Consider the following 20,149-nt stretch of genomic DNA (forward strand, 5'->3'; position numbering starts at 1 on the left):
CATTTGATATGGAGTTAATTGATATTTCCAGCGGCTAATAAAAAAAGGCCCGGCAGAGCCGGGCCCAAACAGGGTATTTATATTAATTAGCGGGTTACCTGGACGCTGGTGGTCGAGGTATTGCCGGCAGCATCCCTGGCCACGGCTTGCACGGTGTGGGTGCCGCTGGCGAGCTTGCGGGTGTTCCAGCTGTAGGACAGCGAAGAGCCGGCGCCGGAAGCCTTCAGTTGGCCGTCGATGTACACGCTCATGTTGATGCCGGCAGCGCCGCTGTTGTCCGAAGCGTTGACGGTGACGTTGACGGTACCGGAAACAGCGCCCGAAGTCGGGTTGGTGATGGCGACCACCGGGGCAGTGGTATCGGCTACCACGGCTGGAGCGGCGTTGGAGACGTTGACCGACACGGTGCTGGAGGTGGCGACGTTGCCGGCTGCATCGTAAGCGATGGCGATCAGGTTGTTCATGCCGTTGGCCACGCTGCCGGAATCCCAGCTGAAGGCATAGGGGCCGGCGCTGTCCGAAGCGACCACGGTGCCGTTGACTTTCAGGTCGACGCGGGCCACGCCCACGTTGTCGGCGGCGTTCACGCCGATCGAGACCAGGCCGGAGACGGTGCTGCCGCCTACTGGATTGGCAATGGCCACGGTCGGTGCGGTGGTGTCGGGAGCCGGTGCGGCCTTGGCGGCGGCCACGGCGGCGGCGGCATTGACGCGGCCGTAACCGAAATAGATGTCGCGGCCGGCAGTGCCCAGGTCGACAGCGGTGGTGAACAGGATGCTCTTCACCTGGTCTGCGCTCAGCGATGGATTGGCTGCCATCACCAGGGCCGCGACGCCGGCGGCAACCGGGCTGGCGAAGGAGGTGCCGTTGACCGCGCCGTAGCCGCCACCCTGGACGGTGGTATAGATGCCCGCGCCCGGCGCCGACAGCGCGACAAAGGCGCCGTAGCTGGAGAAGCTGGCACGGTTGTCGGCCGAATCGGTGGCCGAGACCGGGATCATGGTGTCGGTCGGGGTGAAGCCTTCATCGCGGTTGTAGTTGCCGGCCGAGACGAACAGCAGGCCGCCCTTGCCTTTGAGGTAATTGGCAGCGCTTTGCACGGCCGAGCTGGTTGGCACGTTGGCGTAGCTGATGTTGACCACGCGGGCGCCGTGGTCGGCAGCCCAGGTCACGCCGCTGGCCATGGTCGAGAAGTAAGCGTAGCAGGTGCCGGAATTGTTGTAGGCAATGCGCACTGGCATGATCCTGGCCTGGCCCGCCACGCCGGCCACGCCGGTGGTGTTGTTGATGGTGGCCGCCGCGGAGCCGGCAGCCTTGGTGCCGTGGCCGCAGACGTCGGCGGTATTGGTGTTGTTGTCGTAGGCGTTGTAACCGGCGACGGCGTTGCCGGCCAGGTCAGGGTGGGCCGAATCCATGCCCGAGTCCAGGATGGCGATGGTCACGCCGCTGCCTTGGGTGTTGTCCCAGGCGGTGCTGGCGCCGATCTTGTTGATGTGCCATTCGCTGCCCAGGTAAGGATCGTTGGCGGTGGCGGACACTGGCACGCGCTGGTCCAGCTCGGCAAACTTGAAGTGCGGGTTGTTCTTCAGCTTGGCAGCGATGGCTTTTTCCGTACCGTGCGCCACATCGATCACGTGGATATTGCTCTGGCCCAGCTTGCGAGCCTTGCCGGCGCCGCTGGACTTGAGGATCTTGTCCATTTCCATCACGGTCAAGCCGGCACGAGGCTCCACGATGATGCGGCCCTGGGCGTAGTCTTCCGCTTGCGCGGCGAAGGCTGGGGCAGCCAGGGTAGCGATGGCGGTGGCGATGGCTGCGGAGATGGTGGTGATGGTTTTCATGGTGCGAGTCCCTGTTTTCAAAAATAAAAAACGAGGACTGCCCGCCGGTCTTTGCCGGTAGAAGACTGCATCACAGAGCGCACTGGGCTACTACCCGGTGGCAGGGATACTTTTGTCTGGCAGTCCTGCCGTCATGGGGCCGAAGCCCGTTAGACCGATGACTTTGCGTCCCACAGTTTCCCGTGGTTTGCCCTTATCAGATCTTGCTGTACGGAATCTTAGTCAAGCAATTGCCGTGTGGCAAGCGGATTTTAAAAACTTTTTTTGAATGTCGCAATTAAGTCTGGACTATTAGAAACATCTGTTAATTCAAAGACTTGGATTATTTCTTATGGTCACTTTTACTTTCGAAGTCTCAATATTGAAGATTAATAAAAAAAGCCCGGCCGAAGCCGGGCTGAAACAGGGTATTGATATTAATTAGCGGGTTACCTGGACGCTGGTGGTCGAGGTATTGCCGGCAGCATCCCTGGCCACGGCTTGCACGGTGTGGGTGCCGCTGGCGAGCTTGCGGGTGTTCCAGCTGTAGGACAGCGAAGAGCCGGCGCCGGAAGCCTTCAGTTGGCCGTCGATGTACACGCTCATGTTGATGCCGGCAGCGCCGCTGTTGTCCGAAGCGTTGACGGTGACGTTGACAGTGCCGGAAACAGCGCCCGAAGTCGGGTTGGTGATGGCGACCACCGGGGCAGTGGTATCGGCTAACACGGCTGGAGCAGCGTTGGACACGTTGACCGACACGGTGCTGGAGGTGGCGACGTTGCCGGCCGCATCGTAAGCGATGGCGATCAGGTTGTTCATGCCGTTGGCCACGCTGCCGGAATCCCAGCTGAAGGCATAGGGGCCGGCGCTGTCCGAAGCGACCACGGTGCCGTTGACTTTCAGGTCGACGCGGGCCACGCCCACGTTGTCGGCGGCGTTCACGCCGATCGAGACCAGGCCGGAGACGGTGCTGCCGCCTACTGGATTGGCAATGGCCACGGTCGGTGCGGTGGTGTCGGGAGCCGGTGCGGCCTTGGCGGCGGCCACGGCGGCGGCGGCATTGACGCGGCCGTAACCGAAATAGATGTCGCGGCCGGCAGTGCCCAGGTCGACAGCGGTGGTGAACAGGATGCTCTTCACCTGGTCTGCGCTCAGTGATGGATTGGCTGCCATCACCAGGGCCGCCACGCCGGCGGCAACCGGGCTGGCGAAGGAGGTGCCGTTGACTGCGCCGTAGCCGCCACCCTGGACGGTGGTATAGATGCCCGCGCCCGGCGCCGACAGCGCGACAAAGGCGCCGTAGCTGGAGAAGCTGGCACGGTTGTCGGCCGAATCGGTGGCCGAGACCGGGATCATGGTGTCGGTCGGGGTGAAGCCTTCATCGCGGTTGTAGTTGCCGGCCGAGACGAACAGCAGGCCGCCCTTGCCTTTGAGGTAATTGGCAGCGCTTTGCACGGCCGAGCTGGTTGGCACGTTGGCGTAGCTGATGTTGACCACGCGGGCGCCGTGGTCGGCAGCCCAGGTCACGCCGCTGGCCATGGTCGAGAAGTAAGCGTAGCAGGTGCCGGAATTGTTGTAGGCAATGCGCACTGGCATGATCCTGGCCTGGCCCGCCACGCCGGCCACGCCGGTGGTGTTGTTAATGGTGGCCGCCGCGGAGCCGGCAGCCTTGGTGCCGTGGCCGCAGACGTCGGCGGTATTGGTGTTGTTGTCGTAGGCGTTGTAACCGGCGACGGCGTTGCCGGCCAGGTCAGGGTGGGCCGAATCCATGCCCGAGTCCAGGATGGCGATGGTCACGCCGCTGCCTTGGGTGTTGTCCCAGGCGGTGCTGGCGCCGATCTTGTTGATGTGCCATTCGCTGCCCAGGTAAGGGTCGTTGGCGGTGGCGGACACTGCCACGCGCTGGTCCAGCTCGGCAAACTTGAAGTGCGGGTTGTTCTTCAGCTTGGCAGCGATGGCTTTTTCCGAACCGTGCGCCACATCGATCACATGGATATTGCTCTGGCCCAGCTTGCGGGCCTTGCCGGCGCCGCTGGACTTGAGGATCTTGTCCATTTCCGTCACGGTCAGGCCGGCACGCGGTTCGGCGATGATGCGGCCCTGGGCGTAGTCTTCCGCTTGCGCGGCGAAGGCTGGGGCAGCCAGGGTAGCGATGGCGGTGGCGATGGCTGCGGAGATGGTGGTGATGGTTTTCATGGTGCGAGTCCCTGTTTTCAAAAATAAAAAACGAGGACTGCCCGCCGGTCTTTGCCGGTAGAAGACTGCATCACAAAGCGCACTGGGCTACTACCCGGTGGCAGGGATACTTTTGTCTGGCAGTCCTGCCGTCATGGGGCCGAAGCCCGTTAGACCGATGACTTTGCGTCCCACAGTTTCCCGTGGTTTGCCCTTATCAGATCTTGCTGTACGGAATCTTAGTCAAGCAATTGCCGTGTGGCAAGCGGATTTTAAAAACTTTTTTTGAATGTCGCAATTAAGTCTGGACTATTAGAAACACCTATTAATTCAAAGACTAGGAATATTTCCCACTGTTACTTCAACTTTCGTAGTTAAAATAATGTTTTTAAATAAAAAGCCCGGCTTTGGCCGGGCGTATTCAGAGGAGAAATGAATGGGAGCGGCTTATCTGGAAGCCGCTCCATTGGCCACATTCACCTGGGAAACGGTGGAAGTGTCGGCATTGCCGGCTGCATCGTAGGCGATCACGGCCAGGCTGTTCATTCCGTTGGCAACGCCATTGGAATTCCAGCTGAAGCCGTACGGGGCGGACGTGTCGGAGGCAACGACGGTACCGTTCACTTTCAGGTCGACACGAACGACACCCTTGTCATCGGATGCGGCCAGGTCAATTGCAACCAGGCCGGAAACAGTGATGCTCCCCTCGGGGCTGAGGATGGACACGGTCGGCGCGACAGTATCAGGTGCCGGCGCCGCCAGGGCGGCAGCAACGGCGCCCGCTGCATTCACCCGTCCAAAGCCGAAGTAGATGTCAAGCCCGGCAGTTCCAAGATCGATCGCAGTATTGAACAGGATGTCCTGGACCTGGTCGGGCGTCAGTACAGGATTAGCGGACATGACCAGCGCCGCAACAGCAGCGGCAATCGGGCTTGAAAAAGAGGTGCCGTTGACGCCGCCGTAGCCGCCTCCGCTCACCGTCGTGTAAATGCCCAAGCCTGGTGCAGACAACGCGACGAAAGCGCCGTAGCTCGAGAAACTGGCCCGGGCATCGTTGGGATCAGTGGCTGAAACCGGGACCATGGTATTCGTCGGCGTAAAGCCTTCGTTGCGGTTGTAATTGCCGGCTGAAACGAAAAGCAGGCCGCCTTTGCTGCGCAGGTAATTCGCTGCGCTTTGCACTGCCGAGCTGGTCGGAACGCTGGCGTAGCTGATATTGGCCACGCGGGCCCCGTGATCGGCTGCCCAGGTCAGCCCGCTCGCCATGGTCGAGAAATAAGCGTAGCACGAGCCTGCACTGACGAAGGCGATGCGGATCGGCATGATTTTGGCCCGGCCGGCCACGCCGGCGACGCCGAGCGCATTATTGCTTATTGCAGCTGCAGTGCCCGCGACCTTGGTGCCGTGGCCGCAGACGTCGGCGGTATTGGTATTGTCGTCGTAGGCGTTATAGCCAGCAACGAGGTTGCCCGCCAAGTCCGCATGGCCTGAATCGACACCCGAATCCAGGATGGCGATGGTGACGCCCGCTCCCTGGCTCGAATCCCAGGCGGTATTGGCCGCAATCTTGTTGATGTGCCACTCGCTGCCGAGATAGGGGTCGTTGGCTGCTGTGGCGACCGGTACTGCCCGGTCAAGTTCAGCAAATTTGAAGTGTGGATTGTGCTTCAGCTTATTGACCATGGCCCGTTCGGCGCCCACAGGTACCACAAGTACGTGAATATTGCTCTGTCCGAGCTTGTGCGCCCGGTTGCCGCCGTTCTCTTTGAAAATTTGCGACACCACTTCCATTGTCAAGCCTGCGCGCGGCTCAACAAGAACGCGGCCGGAGGCAAAAAATTCAGGCTGCGCGGCACTGGCGGATGTATTAAAGGCGGTGGAAAGCGTTGCGATTGCAAGACAATGGGCAATGATCTGTTTCATGATGCAAGTCCCTGTTTTCAAATGGTTTTAAAAAACGAGAACTGCTGTGCCTGGTGTTTGAACGATATTATGCGGACCATTAATGTTGGGCAAGCGTATTTTTAAAAGATGAAGTCACTGGCGGAGAAATCTGATTTATACCTGATTGATATTTATTCGATGAAAGCCTGATTAATTTCAAGGAAGTTTTATATAATTTGCGACAAGCGCCCCCAGTGAAGCGCACGATCGTTCGATTTGTGGGTTATAGTAGCTGCTCGGCATCGGACAACCACACCAACAAAGAAGAGACAATCCATGAGCGCAGATTACGCAGTCCACGGTTCCATCGCTGTCATTTCGCTGAACAATCCCCCGGTCAACGGCCTTGGCCTGGCGACGCGCACTGCGGCAATCGAAGGCATTCGGCGGGCGCAGGAGGACGGCGCGGTCAAAGCTGTCGTGCTGACTGGAGCCGGCAAGGCATTTTCCGGTGGGGCTGATATCAAGGAATTCAATTCACCGAAAGCACTGACCGAGCCGACTTTGCACAGCCTGATCCGTGCGGTGGAAGGCTGCAGCAAGCCAGTGGTGGCAGCAATTCATTCGGTCGCCATGGGCGGCGGCCTGGAACTGGCACTTGGCTGCCATTACCGAGTAGCGCTTCCGGGCGCCCAGATTGCACTGCCAGAAGTGAAACTGGGCTTGCTGCCAGGCGCAGGAGGTACGCAGCGCCTGCCGCGCGTGCTGGGCCTGGAGATGGCGTTGAACATGATTGTGTCCGGCACGCCGGTGTTGTCGGAAAAACTCGCTGGCACGGCACTGTTCGACAAGTTGCTGCCGGCCGGCGCCGACCTGCTGGCCGAAGCCAGTGCCTTCGCAGAAGGCATCGCCGACGTGCGACCCCTGCCGAAAGTACGCGACCGCAAAGTGGACTACCCGAATCATGAAGCCTTCCTGCAATTCAGCCGCAATACCGTGAAGGCGGTCGCCGGACCGTTCCCAGCGCCGCTGGAATGCCTCGAAACCGTGGCTGCGTCGGTCACCATGGACTTCGAAGCCGGCCTGAAATTCGAGCGCGAGCGCTTCCTGCACCTGATGCAGACCACCGAATGCAAATCGTTGCGCCATGCGTTCATTTCGGAGCGGGCCGCGAGCAAGATTCCAGATGTGCCGCCCGATACTCCGGTTCGCGAGATCCGCAAGGCTGCTGTGATTGGCGCCGGCACCATGGGCGGCGGTATCGCAATGAATTTTGCCAACGCCGGCATTCCGGTCGTCCTGCTGGAAACCAGGCAGGAAGCGCTGGAAAAGGGCCTTGCCACCATTCGCAAGAACTATGAGAACACCCTGAAGAAGGGCAAGCTTACCCAGGAAAAGTTCGAGCAGCGGGTAGCGCTGATTGGCGGCACTCTTGATTACAGCGCCATTGCCGACGCCGACATGGTTATCGAAGCTGTTTTCGAAGACCTGGGCGTGAAGGAAACCGTATTCCGGAAACTGGACGAGGTGATGAAGCCTGGCGCGATCCTGGCTTCCAACACCTCCACGCTCGACCTGGACAAGATTGCAGCCTTTACCAGCCGTCCGCAAGACGTGATCGGGACGCACTTCTTCAGCCCTGCCAACGTGATGAAGCTGCTGGAAGTCGTGCGTGGCAAGGCAACCGGCAAGGACGTCCTGGCGACCACCATGGCGCTGTCGAAAAAGTTGAAGAAGACCGGCGTGGTGTCCGGTGTGTGCGACGGTTTCATCGGCAATCGCATGATCGAACAATACTTCCGCCAGGCCGGGTTCCTGCTGGAGGAGGGCGCCTTGCCTGAGCAGGTGGACAAGGCTATCGAGAAGTTTGGCTTCCCAATGGGACCGTTCCGCATGAGCGACCTGGCAGGCAACGATATCGGCTGGTACATCCGCAAGCGCCGCTATATCGAAAAACCGGAAGTGGTGTATTCCAGGACAGCCGACCTTCTGTGCGAAATGGGCCGCTTCGGCCAGAAGACCGGCGGCGGCTGGTACGACTACAAGGAAGGCGACCGCAAGGCTTCCCCAAGCGCGCTGGTGAACGAAATGATCATCAAGCATTCGGCGGATATCGGCGTCGAACGACGCCAGGTCGGCGAGCAGGAAATCGTCGAGCGCCTGGTCTATGCGCTGGTAAACGAGGGCGCCCTGATCCTTGAAGAAGGCATCGCCTTGCGCGCCTCCGACATCGACATGGTCTACCTGACCGGCTATGGCTTCCCGTTGTATCGCGGCGGCCCGATGTTTTACGCCGATACGGTTGGCCTGGCCAATGTATTGGGCACCATCGAGAAATTCGCCCGCGGCCGCCACGGCGAAGCCTGGAAACCGGCGCCGCTACTGGCCAGGCTGGCTGCGGAAGGCAAGGGCTTCAATAGTCATTAAGCAATGCGCTTGCGCATGCGCGATAACGGTACGGCGACGTCGCCTGGAAGCGCCAGCGCAAAATCTTCCACTGTCTCGAAGCCGCACGCAACGTAGAGCGGCACGCCGGGCATGGTGGCTGCCAGTTCCATGAGCAGGAAGCCCGCGGCAGCCGCCTGGCGCTCGCAATGCTCCATGAGCATGCGGCCCAGGCCTTGGCGTGGAACCGAAGGGTCGACGAAGAAGGCCCGGATGCGTGCCGGCTGGGTGGCTGGGTCCAGCAAGGGATCCGGTCCGGCTTTGTGGCGGTCGCCCCCGAACAGCGTGGCGCGCTTGCTCCAGCCGCCGCAGGCCCGCAGTTCGCCGTCGCGCTCGATGACGAAATAGGTGCCGTCTTCCACCAGTTGCGTATCGACGCCGAACACGTGACGCGTTACGGCTGTCGCCTGTTCATCCGTATAAAACCCCTTGCTGAGCTCGATGCCGGAGCGCCGGATCAAGGCTTCCATGGCCGGGATATCAGCCTTTGTAGCGGCGCGCAATGTGACTGGATTTGTCATTCGGAAATGCTATCATAGGGTGGCACCGAGGGAGAAATCATGCGCAAATTCGCTGCTGCTATCTTCGCCTTGCTTTGCTGCCTGCCGGCGGCGGCCCGCGACCTGCTGGTGATCGGTACCCATTTCGAACGCGTCTATGAACGCGGCCAGGAGGGTGAGATTGTTGGCCTGGGCCCCGAAATTGTGCGCCTTATCGCCGAGCGCCTGGGACATCGGGCCATCTTCGAACTCTATCCGTGGGCACGCGCCCAGGCCCTGGTCGCGCAAGGCAAGGCCGATATCCTGGTTGGCCCTTACAAGACTTTCGAGCGCCAACAGCTGATGTCGTTCTCAAAACTGCCGTTCTACCAGGACCAGATGGTGTTCTACGTCCGTAAAGGGGCGCTGCAGGATTGGAGCGGCGACTACGCGTCCCTGTCAGAACAGCGCATCGCCATCGTCAACGGCTGGTCCTATGGGCCTGCCTTCGACAAGGCAAGGCCGCAGCTGCGGCTGGATGTTGTGAACAGTGTCGACAGCGGGCTGAAAATGCTGGCGGCGCAGCATGCGCAAATGTTTGCCAGTAACCGCCGCAACACCGAACCGGTGCTGGGCCGGCTGGGGCTGTCAGGCCAGTTGGCCATGCTGCCACGGGTGATCGAGGTGCAGGATGGGTACTTCGCATTTCCCAAGCGCCCCGCAGCCGACGCGCTGCGCAAGGAATTCGATGCCGAATTCCAGCGCCTGGTCGAAAGCGGGGAGTTGAAGCGCCTGGGCTTGCGGCACGAGGTGAACGTGCCTTAGCGGCGCTCCGGCGTGAGCACGGTCGGCAAGGCTTTGGGCAGCGTAGCCGGGTAATCGCGGCTGAAATGCAGGCCGCGGCTCTCGCGCCGCTGCAGCGCACTGTTGACGATCAGCGAGGCAACTTCCACCAGGTTGCGCAGCTCCAGCAGGTCGCTCGTGATGCGGAAATGGCGGTAGTACTCGTCGATTTCTTCCTTCAGCAGGGCGATGCGGTGCTGGGCGCGCTCAAGGCGCTTGGTGGTGCGAACGATGCCCACATAGTTCCACATGAAGCGGCGCAATTCGTCCCAGTTGTGGGCGATGACCACTTCCTCGTCCGCGTCGGTGACGCGGCTTTCATCCCAATCCGGCAGGTAGGGCGTGCTTTCCTTGTCCTGGGCCAGGATGTCCTGGGCGCAGGCGCGCCCGATCACAACGCACTCGAGCAGGGAATTGCTGGCCAGGCGGTTGGCGCCATGCAGGCCGGTGCAGGCGGTTTCGCCCACGGCGTACAGGCCAGGCAAGTCAGTGCGGCCAAACAGGTCGGTCACCACGCCGCCGCAGGTGTAGTGCGCCGCCGGCACGATAGGGATCGGCTCCTTGGTGATGTCGATGCCCAGTTCCAGGCAGCGTGCATGGATGGTCGGGAAGTGCTCGATCAGGAAGTCGGCAGGCTTGTGGCTGATGTCGAGGTGGACGTAGTCCAGGCCGCGCTTCTTGATCTCGAAGTCGATCGCCCGCGCAACCACGTCGCGCGGCGCCAGTTCGGCCCGTTCATCGTGCGCCAGCATGAAACGCTGCCCGGCGGCGGCGCCGGCTTCCGGCGGCAGCTTGAGCAGGCCGCCTTCGCCGCGGATCGCTTCCGTGATCAGGAAAGACTTGGCGTAGGGATGGTACAGGCAGGTCGGGTGGAACTGGATGAACTCCATGTTCGACACGCGGCAACCCGCGCGCCAGGCCATGGCAATGCCGTCGCCGCTGGCGGTATCGGGATTGGTGGTGTACAGGTAGACCTTGCCGGCGCCGCCGGTCGCCATCACCGTGTGTTCGGCCGTGACGGTGTGCACCTGGCCGGTTGTCACATCCTGGACATACAGGCCGTGGCAGCGGGGCTGCGAATTGGCGGGGCGCGGGCCCAGCTTGTCCGTGGTGATCAGGTCGATCGCGCAGTGCTGCTCGAACAGGCTGATGTTCGGATGCGCCCGGACTTTCTCTTCCAGCGTCACCTGCACCGCGTGGCCGGTTGCGTCGGCCGCATGGATGATGCGGCGCTGGCTATGGCCGCCTTCTCGGGTCAGGTGGAAGCCCAGTTCCGCGCTTTCGTCGCGGGTGAAGGGAACGCCGAGGCCAATCAACCACTCGATGGCTTCGCGTCCGTGTTCAACGATGAAACGCGTGGCCCCTTCGTCGCATAAGCCGCCGCCGGCAACCAGGGTATCGGCAATATGCTGCTCGTGGCTGTCGCCGGAATCGAGCACCGCGGCGATACCGCCCTGGGCCCAGTTGCTGGCGCCGTCGAGCAGGGCGCGTTTGGAGATGATGGCTACTTTGCGGCTTTCCGCCAGGTGGAGTGCAACAGAGAGGCCGGCCAGGCCGCTGCCGACGATCACGACATCGAATTTCATGGTGTTTCGGGCTGTTTTTTCGCGTAATAAGCAACAATATAAACTATTTGCCGTTGCGCTGCCTCAAAAGCCCCACCGCCGGCATGCTGCATCATGGGCTCATGACCAAGAAAAAGCTGCTCGTGGTGGAGGACGACCTGGGCCTGCAAAAGCAGTTGCGCTGGGCCCTGGACGCATACGAGGTGGTGTTTGCGGGGAACCGCGACGCCGCGCTCGGCCAGTTGCGCCGGCACCAGCCGGCGGTGGTGACCATGGACCTCGGCCTGCCGCCGGAGCCCGATTGCGCAAGCGAAGGCTTGCTCTTGCTGCAGCAGATGCTGGCAATTGCTGCCGATACCAAGGTGATCGTCCTGTCCGGCAACCAGGACCGCGAAAACGTGCTGAAAGCGATGGCGCTTGGTGCCTACGATTTCCACCAGAAGCCATTGGATGGCGAGATGCTGCGCCTGATGGCGGAACGCGCCTTCTTCCTGCACAGCGTGCAGCAGGAGAACCGGCGCATGCTGCAGACCGAGGCTGATTCGCCGCTGGCCGGGCTGGTCACGCGCGACCCCGGCATGTTGCGCGTATGCCGGAGCATAGAAAAAGTCGCGCCAAGCTCCGCCACCGTGATGCTGATGGGGGCGTCTGGCTGCGGCAAGGAGGTGCTGGCGCGCGGCCTGCACCAGCTGAGCGCGCGGCACGACCGGCGCATGGTGGCAATCAATTGCGCGGCAATTCCGGAGCATCTGCTGGAGAGCGAATTGTTTGGCTATGAGAAGGGTGCCTTCACCGGTGCCGAGCGGCAGACGCTAGGCAAGATCGAACTGGCCGCCGGCGGCACCTTCTTCCTCGACGAGATCGGCGACATGGCGTTGCCGCTGCAGGCGAAGATGCTGCGCTTCCTGCAAGAGCGCGTGATCGAACGCCTGGGCGGCCGCAGCGAGATCGCGGTCGACGTGCGCATCGTCTGTGCCACGCATCGCAACCTGAAGGCGATGGTGGATGAGGGACGTTTCAGGGAAGACTTGTTCTACCGGCTGAGTGAAATCGTGCTGGTGGTGCCGCCGCTGCGCGAACGGATTGGCGATGCAGTCCTGCTGGCGCAACACTTCCGCCATCGTTTCCTGCAGGCTGAAGGACGCCCGCCGCTGCCATTCCATCCGGATGCGCTGGCCGCGATTGAAGCCTATGGCTGGCCGGGCAACGTGCGCGAGATGGAGAACTGCATCAAGCGTGCCGCCATCATGAGCGAAGGCCCGCATATCACGCTGGAGGACCTGGGCCTGCCGCCCGGCGCCCCGCAGGCCGAGAACATCGACCTGCGCGATGCGCGCGATGCTGCGGAATACCGGGTGATGGTCAAGGCCCTGGCCAGGACCGGCGGCAATATTGCGCGCGCCTCCGAACTGCTGGGCGTGAGCCGGCCCACGCTGTATGACTTAATGAGCCACCACGGGATCAAGTAAATCCGCTTCGCGCCATTCGCGCGCAGCCTTCAATTGCTGCCGCAGGCCGGGGAGCGGGAATCCAAGGCCATATGCCTTGTGTGCCGCATCCAGTGCCGCCGGCCAGTCCTTCTGCCTTACCCGGGCCAGGCCCAGGTTGTACCAGGCGGCGGCATTGCCTGGCTGTGCCTGCAGCGCCGCCTGCAAATGCTCTATCGCATCGGCATCGCGCCGCAAGGACAGCAGATAGGCGCCGAACAGGGCGCGTGTTGCGCCATCTTTGGGCGCGAACGCGATGGCGCGCTGGAAGTAGCACTCCACTGTGTGGTGTGCCCCCGGCGCTTGCGCCTGCTTTGTGCGCAATGCAAGGCGCGCCATTGCCGACAGGGCGCGGGGATGGTTGGGAAAGTGTTCCAGCGTGTAGCCGATATCGCCGCCCAAGGTGCCCGACATCCCGCGCTGCAGCGCTTCCACCTGCGGGCCGAAATGGAAGGTCTCGACCACGGCCAGGCCTTTGGCATCCTCGGCGTCGTAGTAATCGCCGCCGGTTGCGCCCTTGCTGTAGGGCGGACAGTCGGCCGTGAGGGCGGCGAGCAGGATCAGGTAGGCTGGCATTGCGATTCTCCGTGTTCGAGCGGGCGCGTGTCGAAGACGAGTTGCGGCCGCGACCTGGGGCTGGCGGACAAGTGGACGTAAGGAGGGCGGTTGGCGAACATCAGCTGCCAGCGCCCCAGCGCAATGAACGTCGCGCTGCCAAGGTGGACTGCGCCGATGCGATGATGGGCTCGCAGCGACCCCGGATTGAAAGCCGAAATCCGGCTGCATGTCCACTGGATCCCGCGTGCATGCATGCAGCGGTGTGCCTCATCCCAGATCCGGCAGAATGCCGTACCAAGGCGCATATGCGGCTGCACGAACACATCATAGTCCCAGCAAGAATGCGGCGATGGCAGGCAGTAGCGGGCGCGGACTTCGTCTTCTTCGTAAGCGCCGAACTGGTACCACAGGATTGCGGCGAGTTCGCATCCTTTCCAGGCCGCGATGCTGCAGCCGCCCTGGCGGAAGCGCGCCGCCACGACTTCACGCGGCCTTGGATACTCCGGCGGCAAGTCGGCCAGGCTGGCGATGGGAGACATCAGCAGCCTGCCGGGTGCACTGCGCATGGCGCTCGATGGCACGCGCTGCGCGACAAAATGGTAGCGCCACATATGCAGGCCGAACAATTGCAAGGCCCGCGCGGCGGCATACCAGGCCGCATTGCCGGCGCCGAGTTCCGAAACTGTGTGCAGTAAGCGCGTGAACATAAAGTCATTACAGCAAAGCTTCGCGCGGGCTCTTTGAGCTAACGCAAGCGGCTTCGCCGGCGCCTTGCATAGACTGGGACCTCCAGGGAGGAATCATCATGCTTACTGTGCTGATGGCTACGTTCAACGGCGTGCGCACCTTGCCGCAGGTGCTCGACGCCTACACGCAGTTGCATAGCCCTGAGGAAGGGTGGCGGCTGCTGGTGGTGGACAACGGCAGCGACGACGGCACGCGCGAGCTGTTGATGTCCTACACCAGCCGGCTTCCGCTGCACTACGCCTACGAACCGCGGCGCGGCAAGAACGCTGCCCTGAACCACGGCCTCGCGTTGGCGATGAAGGGGCCAGAGACACGGTTGTTCGTTTTCACCGACGACGACGCCACTCCCGACCGCGACTGGCTCGTACGCTACGCCGACGCAGCAACGGAGCGCCAGGGCTTCGCCATCTTCGGCGGCAGCATCGTTCCCGACTGGAGCGTGGCGCCGCCGGAATGGCTGCTGCGGCTGGTCCCTTGCGGCCTGACGTACGGCCTGACGGACCCGATGCTGCCGGAGGGACCTGTCTACCCCGGACTGGTCTGGGGCGCCAACATGGCGGTGCGCGGCGAAGTATTCCGTCACGGCTACCGCTTTGACGAATCGATCGGGCCGGCCGCGGGCGAGTACGCGATGGGCGGCGAAGTCAGTTTCACCCGGCTGCTGGAAGGCGCCGGCTTCCAGTCCTGGTTCTGTCCGGCGGCCCGCGTTGCCCACCACATACGCCCGGTGCAGCTGACACCGGACTGGGTGATGGCGCGCGCCCGCCGTTATGGCCGCGGCGCTTGCCGTTTGACCCGGCCCGGCCAGTTCCCGGAACTGTTCGGCGCACCGCGCTGGATGCTGCGCAAATACGTGGAAGAACTGTGCGGGCTCGGCGCAGCCATGCTGTTGCGCCAGCCGGAGCGCATATTCCAGCGGCGCTGGGAACTGGCCTACCTTGGCGGCTATATCGCCGAAGCGGCGGCTGCCACCAGGCGTCCGGCAAGCCGGCGCATAGTGCTCACCAGCTTTTCCGGCGAACTGGGCGGCATGGAGCTGCGCATGCTCGACGAGGCCCGCTTCCTGAAGGGCGTTGGCTACGACTGCGTATTGGCGCCACCGCGCTTTGCCGGCGATGAACGCTGGCGCCAGTCTGCGCAGGATGAATGCGTCGAAATCGCCGACTTGAACGTGCCGCCCATGCTGGAGGAGTGGCCGTGGCGGCGCCTGAACCGCTTGCGGGCGATGGCCTTCAGCGCGCCGGCATTGCGCAAGCTGCGTCCCGACCTGGTGCACGTGGCGTTCTGCTGGACGACATACGGGGCCAGCGCCTTGTGGCTGGCACAGCATTGCGGGGTGCCGGCCGTGATCAGCGTGCACAATGCGTTTCCTCACACCGAATTCAATGAGTGGCAGCGCAGCCTGCTGCAGCGGGCAATGGCAGGCGTGAAGGGTGTGTACGCAGTTTCAGGCTCCGCGATGAAACACTTCCTGTCCCTGTACCGGGAATGGTTGCCTGCCGACGTGCGGCTGGCCGTCATTCCGAACTGCGTGGACCTGCGCCGCTTCCAGGCTTCGCCCCGGCGGCGGTCTGCTGCGCGTCGCCAATGGGGAATCGCTGACAATGACGAAGTGATAGGCAGCGTAGGCCGCCTGTCGGCGCAAAAGCGCCCGGAGGAGTTGCTTGCGATCTTCGCTCATTTGGCCAGGGTGCGGCCCCGTCTGAAACTCCTGTTGGTGGGGACCGGCCCGCTGGAATCGTCATTGCGGGACATGGTGCGCCGCCAGCGCCTGACGCGGCGCGTCATCTTCACCGGCTTCCAGGCCCAGGTCGAGTCGATCATTCCAGCCATGGACCTGCACCTGCTGGTCAGCCGGCGAGAAGGTTTCGGCATTGCGACGATCGAGGCGATGGCATGCGGGGTGCCAGCGCTGGCCACGCGGGTCCCCGGCAGCGAAGATATCCTCGAAGGCAGCGCAGGCGGGCTGCTGCTTACCCCAGGCGATATTGACAATGCGGTCGCGACGATCGGCGCCCTGCTCGACGACCCCGTGCGCCGCACCGAGATGGGCCGCCAGGGCAGGGCCGAGGTGGAAGCGCGCTATGCAGTGCCGGTGATCAGCGCACAGGTGGAGGCTTTCTACGACGGGCTGGCGTGAGATGCGTGGAGTCGCCCGCAACTTTGCCTTTGGCTTTGCCGAGAAGTACCTGCAGGCCGCGCTGGCCCTGGCATCTTCCATCATCCTCGCCCGGCTCCTGTCGCCGTCCGATATCGGAGTCTATTCGATCGCTGCGGTGCTGACCGGGCTGGCGCAGGTGTTCCGCGACCTGGGGACCGGGCAGTTGCTGGTCGCGCGGCGCGAACTGTCGACCGTGGAACAGCGCGCTCTGCTGTCCATTTCCGTGGCGATGGGATGGGGCCTGGCCGTGCTGCTGGCTGGCCTGGCAGAGCCGCTGGGAGCGTTCTATCGGCAGCCGGATCTGGCACAGGTGCTGCGTATCCTGGCGCTGAATTTCGTGCTGGTCCCATTCTCGTCGCAGATAACCGCGATGCTGCGCCGTGAAATGCACGCAAGCGCGCTTTTGATGGTATCGGCCAGTTACTGCTCGACCCAGTTCGCGGCCACCATTGCGTTGGCGGCAGGCGGATTGGGGCCGTGTGCGCTGGCCTGGGGAAGCTTTGCCGCGACCTTCGCAGCCTTCCTCGTTGCGCTCACCCGGCAACCTGCAGGCATGGCATGGCGCCCGGGCCTGCAGGGGATTCGTGCGCTCGTGCGGCCCGGCGGGCTGGCCGTTGCCGGAAATGCGATCGACGAGATCGGCGTGGTAGCGCCGGACCTGATCGCCGGCAAGCTGCTTGGCGCGGAGCAGGTCGCCCTCCTGGGCAAAGCGCAGTCTGTGCTATCCCTCTTCAACCAGGCCGTTACCAGCGCTGTCTCGCCAGTGATCTTTCCGCTATTCGCGCGGCATGCCCGCGAGGGAGGCGATGCCCTGCAGGCCTATGTGACGGCCGCCGCCTGCATTACGGCCTTGTCCTGGCCCTTCTTCCTGTTCGCCGGCCTATACGCTGAACCAATTGTGGCGCTGCTGTACGGACATCAGTGGCAAGCCTGCGTACCTTTGATCCGGATCATGTGCGGTGCTGCCGCGCTGTATAGCATGTTCAATATGGGGCGCTACCTGTTGCTCGCCACCGGCCATATCGGCGAGCAGGCGAGGCTAGACGCGCTTGCTGTACTCGGGCGCTTGTCGATGCTGCTTCCGGCGGGCCTGGCGGGCCTGGAATGGCTGGCGGCAGCAATCGCCTTCAGCCTGGCTTTGCGCAGCTGGCTGGTGTTGCGGTGCTTGCAGAAGTTGTACGGCCTGCAGCCTGCAAACCTGCTCCGGGCGCTGCGCAAGAGCGCCATGGCTACCGTTGCGGCCCTCGCCCCGGCCATGCTGGTGCTGGCGATGGCCCGCAATGAAGCGCCAGGTGTACTGCATTTGCTGGCGGGCGCCGGCAGCGGAGCGCTTGGCTGGGGGCTCGCAATCTGGCTCCAGCAGCACCCATTGGCGGGCTTGCTGCGCCGCGCTGGTTGGCAACAATGAGGGGAGGGCGCTATGCGAATCGGAATCCTGTCGTATCCCATGTTGTTCCAGCGCGAAGGGGGCCTGCAGGTGCAGGTGCGTGAGACCATAGCGGCGCTGAATCACCTTGATGCGTCGATGTCGGCCGAACTGGTCGACCCTGCGCGCCAGAAGCTGGCCGACTTTGACCTGATCCACGTTTTCTCTGCCTTTAACGGCAACTTTCGCGTGGTGGAATCGGCGGTCGAACTGGGCCTTCCCGTCGTGCTGTCACCGCTGGTGTCTCCCACCTGGAACCACAATGCGGGTTTGCGCGCGCGGGTGGCGGACCGGCTGGCCGGGCGCATCTGTTCCTACAATCTCCAGACAAGCTATGCCCAGACAAAGCGCGCCCTGCAGCTAGCCGACCTGGTGATTGCGCTTGGCGAGGCGGAGCGGGAAGCAATCATCAGCGGCTTCCTGACGGAGCGCTCCAAGATCCGCGTCTTTCCCAATGGGATCAGCCGCCAGTTCTTCACGGCGAAAGGCGAGCTGTTCCGTCACCGTACCGGGATAGTCGGTCCCTTCGTGCTCACGGTGGGCACCGTTTCGTCATACAAGAATCAGCTTGGCCTGGCGCAGGCGCTGGAGGGCAGCGAGCTGCCTTTGGTAATGATTGGTCCCGTCGCGCGCGAAGAGCATGACTACCTGCAGAAGGTCCTGAAATCCCCCTGGGCGCGTTGGCTTGGGGCGCTCGATCATGAAGACCCACTCCTTGCCAGTGCCTATGCAGCCGCCTCGGTGGTGGCGCTGCCCAGCCAGGGCGAGATCTTTCCCTTGTCGGTGCTTGAAGCCTTGGCAGCCGGAACGCCGGTGGTCATGACGCAAGACAGCGCACTGCAACTGGATGGTTCAGATGCAATGCTGCGCAAGGTCGCCTGGAATGACCAAGCCGGGCAGCGCGAAGCAATCATCGCACTGGCTTCCCGGCCGCCGGAGCGCACCGGCGTCCAGTCGATGGTGGAGCAGTTTACGTGGCAGCGAGTCGCCACGCAAGTCGCTGCCTGCTATCGGGAATTGGTACCGGCCAAGGCCGCCTGACCTTCAAGCTTTAGGCTTGTAGCGCAGCATGGCGGCGCCCTTTTCACAAGGCAGCGAGCTGATTTCAAGCTCCGGGAATTCGGCTGCCCAGCGTTGCAGGGCCGTACGCTCGCCGGGACGCATTGCGTCGTCAAGGAAGATCGCGGCACCCGGAGCCATGCGCGGGAACAGGATGGGACCGGCGGGATAGCGCGCGGCGTCGCTTGTCGCCTGCGGCGGGCCATCGATCACGACCATCTCGATCGCTTGCCCGGTCGACAAGCCGCTACAGTCGTACCAAGGTTGCTGGCGGCCGCCGAACGTTTGCGTCAGCAGTGGCGCGTCGATGACCGTTGCCCAGTCCGCCAGGCCGTGCAGTTCCAACTGTCGCCGCGTGCGCCGGGCATAGGCGGGATCGTGTTCGAGGCTGTACACCTTGCCGGCGCCGTTGATTTGCATGCATCGGGCCAACACGAGGGTCGAAGTCCCGCTGCTGCATTCGACGACGCATCGCGGCTTCTCATCGAGGGCATGGGCTGCCAGTTCCTGGAGAAAATCCGGCGATGCGGCCCAACCCCGCGTCAGGGGCAAGGCACGCTGCAGCCCCAGGCTGATGTAGAGCCCCTGCAAGGCTTCGAGCTGCCTGAATAGCGACGCATGTTCCTGCCGCGAATCATCCTTCATCGCGTGCACCAGCAAGTGCATATTCCGCACCTTGTGCAGGATGTAGGCGCACATGAGCAGTAGCCCGATGGCAGCGGCATCTATCATTCGTAGTACCCGTAGTATTGAGCGCCGGGGAAGGCGCGCGACTTGTTGTAGACCAGGTTCACGTGCCGGCAATGCTCGATGCGCTGCAGGGCTGCCTGCACGGCGGACTGGGTCGTGGTCTCGGCTTCCACCACCATGACAACCTGTCCCATTTGGGAGACGAGCACACTGGCCTCGGTAGTCAGCAGCAAGGGCGGCGAATCGAAAACGATGATGCGATCCGGGTAGCGACTGGCGAGCTCTTCCAGCAGGCGGCTCATATTATGGCTGGCAAGGAGTTCTGTCGCGTGGCGGCTGGCGGGACCGGAAGGCAGCAAGGTCAGCGACGGAACATTGGTGCGCATGATCACGTCGGACAATTCCACGCTGCCATCGAGCAGCACATTCATCAGGCCCCGTTCAGCCTGCAAACCCAGCACTTTCAGTACCGACGGGCGCGCCACGTCGGCGTCCACCAGCAGCGCGCGTGCATCCTTTTCCATGGAAATGCTCATTGCCAGGTTGACCGCGCAATAGGTCTTTCCTTCTCCCGGCAGGGCGCTGGTGACGACGATCAGGTTGCCGTGCGGGATGGCGTTGGCGCCGCCGGAGCGCGCGTCATTGAGCAAGTGGCGCTTGACGATCCGAAAGTCCTCGGCGACGGAAGTGCGGCCGCTCTCATGCGTCACCATTCCGCGCTGCCGCATCCGGACCAGGTTGATGTCGGCGTAACCGAGTTCGGTCGGCGGTGCAAGTTCCAGCAGGTTGGGCGGTAATTGCATGGGGCCT

General features: G+C 62.8%; 15 protein-coding genes and 2 riboswitches. Of the genes, 6 read left to right on the plus strand and 9 right to left on the minus strand.

The genetic code is table 11. From position 1 onward, the window contains the following. Positions 1-86: 86 nt before the first annotated feature. The 3 genes from ACN9MU_RS17245 to ACN9MU_RS17255 form a co-directional block, all read right to left on the minus strand. Positions 87-1,841, minus strand: a complete 1,755-nt coding sequence (locus tag ACN9MU_RS17245; protein ID WP_426318006.1) for a S8 family serine peptidase — start codon at positions 1,839-1,841, stop codon at positions 87-89. A 115-nt stretch (positions 1,842-1,956) separates the two neighbouring features. After that, a riboswitch (cyclic di-GMP riboswitch) is annotated at positions 1,957-2,043 on the minus strand. A 218-nt stretch (positions 2,044-2,261) separates the two neighbouring features. Beyond that, on the minus strand, positions 2,262-4,016 hold the full coding sequence (locus tag ACN9MU_RS17250) for a S8 family serine peptidase (RefSeq protein WP_426318007.1): 1,755 nt from the start codon (positions 4,014-4,016) through the stop codon (positions 2,262-2,264). A 115-nt stretch (positions 4,017-4,131) separates the two neighbouring features. Further along, positions 4,132-4,218, minus strand: a riboswitch (cyclic di-GMP riboswitch). Positions 4,219-4,442: 224 nt separating this feature from the next. Continuing rightward, complete coding sequence (locus ACN9MU_RS17255) at positions 4,443-5,918, minus strand: S8 family serine peptidase (protein ID WP_426343157.1); 1,476 nt, start codon at positions 5,916-5,918, stop codon at positions 4,443-4,445. Positions 5,919-6,215: 297 nt separating this feature from the next. Between ACN9MU_RS17255 and ACN9MU_RS17260 the strand changes: the two genes are divergently transcribed. Further along, complete coding sequence (locus tag ACN9MU_RS17260; RefSeq protein ID WP_426318009.1) at positions 6,216-8,306, plus strand: 3-hydroxyacyl-CoA dehydrogenase NAD-binding domain-containing protein; 2,091 nt, start codon at positions 6,216-6,218, stop codon at positions 8,304-8,306. On the opposite strand, the gene ACN9MU_RS17265 is transcribed toward ACN9MU_RS17260, so the two are convergent. Beyond that, entirely contained in the window at positions 8,303-8,845 is a 543-nt protein-coding gene (locus ACN9MU_RS17265) for a GNAT family N-acetyltransferase (RefSeq protein ID WP_426161565.1), read from the minus strand. The two genes, ACN9MU_RS17260 and ACN9MU_RS17265, sit on opposite strands and share 4 nt — an antisense overlap. A 39-nt stretch (positions 8,846-8,884) precedes the next feature. Here ACN9MU_RS17265 and ACN9MU_RS17270 point away from each other — a divergent pair, with 39 nt between their 5' ends. Beyond that, complete coding sequence (locus ACN9MU_RS17270) at positions 8,885-9,628, plus strand: substrate-binding periplasmic protein (RefSeq protein ID WP_426318011.1); 744 nt, start codon at positions 8,885-8,887, stop codon at positions 9,626-9,628. On the opposite strand, the gene nadB is transcribed toward ACN9MU_RS17270, so the two are convergent. Continuing rightward, positions 9,625-11,232 (minus strand): L-aspartate oxidase, encoded by a 1,608-nt coding sequence (gene nadB, locus ACN9MU_RS17275; protein WP_426318012.1) that lies wholly within the window; start codon positions 11,230-11,232, stop codon positions 9,625-9,627. The genes ACN9MU_RS17270 and nadB overlap by 4 nt on opposite strands. Positions 11,233-11,333: 101 nt before the next feature. Between nadB and prsR the strand changes: the two genes are divergently transcribed. Continuing rightward, entirely contained in the window at positions 11,334-12,680 is a 1,347-nt protein-coding gene (gene prsR / locus ACN9MU_RS17280) for a PEP-CTERM-box response regulator transcription factor (protein ID WP_426343158.1), read from the plus strand. On the opposite strand, the gene ACN9MU_RS17285 is transcribed toward prsR, so the two are convergent. Both ACN9MU_RS17285 and ACN9MU_RS17290 read right to left on the minus strand, forming a co-directional pair. Beyond that, complete coding sequence (locus ACN9MU_RS17285; RefSeq protein ID WP_426318014.1) at positions 12,654-13,274, minus strand: ABC transporter permease; 621 nt, start codon at positions 13,272-13,274, stop codon at positions 12,654-12,656. The genes prsR and ACN9MU_RS17285 overlap by 27 nt on opposite strands. Further along, positions 13,259-13,963 carry a hypothetical protein gene (locus ACN9MU_RS17290; protein ID WP_426343159.1) on the minus strand — a complete coding sequence of 235 codons (705 nt, stop codon included), beginning with the start codon at positions 13,961-13,963 and terminating at the stop codon, positions 13,259-13,261. Before ACN9MU_RS17290 ends, ACN9MU_RS17285 begins: the two co-directional genes overlap by 16 nt. 98 nt (positions 13,964-14,061) lie before the next feature. Here ACN9MU_RS17290 and ACN9MU_RS17295 point away from each other — a divergent pair, with 98 nt between their 5' ends. The 3 genes from ACN9MU_RS17295 to ACN9MU_RS17305 are packed head-to-tail and all read left to right on the plus strand — an operon-like array spanning position 14,062 to position 18,631. Next, positions 14,062-16,143, plus strand: coding sequence for a glycosyltransferase (locus ACN9MU_RS17295; protein WP_426343160.1), 2,082 nt, complete (start codon positions 14,062-14,064; stop codon positions 16,141-16,143). A gap of 1 nt (position 16,144) precedes the next feature. Next, positions 16,145-17,572 carry an oligosaccharide flippase family protein gene (locus ACN9MU_RS17300; RefSeq protein WP_426343161.1) on the plus strand — a complete coding sequence of 476 codons (1,428 nt, stop codon included), beginning with the start codon at positions 16,145-16,147 and terminating at the stop codon, positions 17,570-17,572. 12 nt (positions 17,573-17,584) lie between these two features. Then, entirely contained in the window at positions 17,585-18,631 is a 1,047-nt protein-coding gene (locus ACN9MU_RS17305; protein WP_426343162.1) for a glycosyltransferase family 4 protein, read from the plus strand. A gap of 3 nt (positions 18,632-18,634) precedes the next feature. Here the strand turns inward: ACN9MU_RS17305 and ACN9MU_RS17310 are convergent, their stop codons facing one another. Further along, entirely contained in the window at positions 18,635-19,381 is a 747-nt protein-coding gene (locus tag ACN9MU_RS17310; protein ID WP_426161574.1) for a class I SAM-dependent methyltransferase, read from the minus strand. Then, positions 19,378-20,142: an XrtA-associated tyrosine autokinase gene (locus tag ACN9MU_RS17315; protein ID WP_426161575.1), complete on the minus strand. Its 765-nt coding sequence runs from the start codon at positions 20,140-20,142 to the stop codon at positions 19,378-19,380. The genes ACN9MU_RS17310 and ACN9MU_RS17315 overlap by 4 nt, the downstream gene beginning before the upstream one ends. Positions 20,143-20,149: the final 7 nt, after the last annotated feature.

Origin of the sequence: Pseudoduganella sp. R-32 (genome assembly GCF_049913245.1) — a bacterium.
Lineage (GTDB): Bacteria > Pseudomonadota > Gammaproteobacteria > Burkholderiales > Burkholderiaceae_D > Rugamonas.